This window comes from Caulobacter sp. (assembly GCF_017744445.1).
Classification (GTDB): Bacteria; Pseudomonadota; Alphaproteobacteria; order Caulobacterales; family Caulobacteraceae; genus Caulobacter.
Genome location: NZ_JAGIBH010000037.1, coordinates 1 through 1,553, shown reverse-complemented (window position 1 = coordinate 1,553; position 1,553 = coordinate 1). Strand labels below are relative to the sequence as shown.

The following is a 1,553-nucleotide window of genomic DNA, read 5'->3' as shown; positions in this document are numbered from 1 at the left end:
GAACAACATCGTCGCCGACATCGAGGTCATCGCGATCGACCAGATCAACGAAGCCTACAAGCGCATGGCCAAGAGCGACGTGCGGTATCGGTTCGTGATCGACATGAGCACCCTCTAGGGCGACGCTGTAAGGCCGCAAAAACTGTCATCCCGGCCAAGCGCATAGCGCGCCGAGCCGGGACCGCCGGAAGCGCCGAGCTTTCCGCGGTCCCGGCTCTTCGCTTCGCTGCGGCCGGGATGACAGGACTGCTTGACGTCCGATATATGCATCAATATGCATATATCCATGCAGACCGACCCCTTCGAAACCCTGGCCGACCCCAAGCGCCGCCTCATCATCGACGCGCTGCGCCACGGCGAGCGCCAGGTGAACGACATCGTTCAGGTCGCCGGCATCCACCAGTCGGGCGTCTCGCGCCACCTGCGGATCCTGCACGAGGCGGGGTTCGTTACGGTGCGCCCGGACGGCCAGCGCCGCCTCTATGCCCTCAAGCCCGAACCCTTCCAGGAGTTCGAAGCCTGGCTGGCCGGCTACCGGCAGCTGTGGGAGGCCCGCCTCGACCGGTTCGGGGCCGCGCTTGAAAAACGCCAACACTCCAAGGAACCCAAGGCATGACCCAGGACCCCCAGGCCATCGTGGTCGTCGAACGCACCTACCGCGCCAGCGTCGAGGACCTGTGGGCGCTGTGGGCCACCAAGGACGGCTTCGAGTCGTGGTGGGGCCCGGAAGGCTTCCGCGTCGAGGTCCATGCCCTGGAAGCCCACGAGGGCGGCAAGCTGACCTACGACATGATCGCCGACGCCCCCGACGCGATCGCGGCCATGAAACAGATGGGCCAGCCGATCTCGCACGCCACCCACGGCCGCTACACGGTGTTCAAGCCGACGACGCGCCTGGTCCTGACCCATGACATCGACTTCGTGCCGGGCATGGAGACCTATGAGAGCGTGATCGAGGTCGACTTCTACCCCAAGGGCGAAGAGGCCCGCATGGTCGTGACCATCCATCCGCACCGCGATCCGCACTGGACCAAGATGGCGGTCATGGGCTTCAACAGCCAGATCAACAAGCTGGATCGTCGGTATGGGTGGGAGGAGCGGCTGTAGAAGCCCAGCACCCAATATTCGTCATCCCGGGCGGCGTAGCCGACCCGGGACCCAGGGGCCGGCGCAGTGCAGTTGCCCCTGGGTCCCGGCTCTCCGCTTCGCTGCGACCGGGATGACGAGCTTTTGTAGGTTCTAGAAGCGCGGAATTACCGCGGCTTCCAGCCCTCGGCGATCACGCCGATCTGCTTGTCCATCACCGCCGACATCTCGGCCGCCGGCAGGGTTCCGCCGGCGGCCGCCGTCATGCGGTAGTTCCAGGCATAGGCGGCCTTCAGCGTGTCGACGATCAGGCGCAGGTCCAGGTCGCCGCGCACCTCGCCCTTGCGCTGCCCGTCCTCCAGGACGTCCAGCAGCATCTGGGTCAGGCGCGGATTGCGGCCATAGGGCGTGACGCCCGGGTCGTTGCTGGGATTGTACGAGGCCGCGACGTGGGCGAGAAACATCTT

The 1,553-nt window shown here is 65.7% G+C and carries 2 protein-coding genes and 3 pseudogenes; 3 read left to right on the top strand and 2 right to left on the bottom strand.

The window, feature by feature from the left end:
- The 3 genes and pseudogenes from J7528_RS23350 to J7528_RS23340 form a co-directional block, all read left to right on the top strand.
- Positions 1-118, top strand: a pseudogene (locus J7528_RS23350) (NAD(P)-dependent alcohol dehydrogenase); the annotation flags it as partial.
- A gap of 168 nt (positions 119-286) precedes the next feature.
- Positions 287-616, top strand: a complete 330-nt coding sequence (locus J7528_RS23345) for a metalloregulator ArsR/SmtB family transcription factor (RefSeq protein WP_291879632.1) — start codon at positions 287-289, stop codon at positions 614-616.
- Positions 613-1,107, top strand: a complete 495-nt coding sequence (locus J7528_RS23340) for an SRPBCC domain-containing protein (RefSeq protein WP_291879630.1) — start codon at positions 613-615, stop codon at positions 1,105-1,107. Before J7528_RS23345 ends, J7528_RS23340 begins: the two co-directional genes overlap by 4 nt.
- Positions 1,108-1,144: 37 nt before the next feature.
- Here the strand turns inward: J7528_RS23340 and J7528_RS23335 are convergent.
- Positions 1,145-1,228: pseudogene (locus tag J7528_RS23335) on the bottom strand (hypothetical protein); the annotation flags it as partial.
- A gap of 25 nt (positions 1,229-1,253) precedes the next feature.
- Positions 1,254-1,553 (bottom strand): annotated as a pseudogene (locus J7528_RS23330) (TetR/AcrR family transcriptional regulator); the annotation flags it as partial.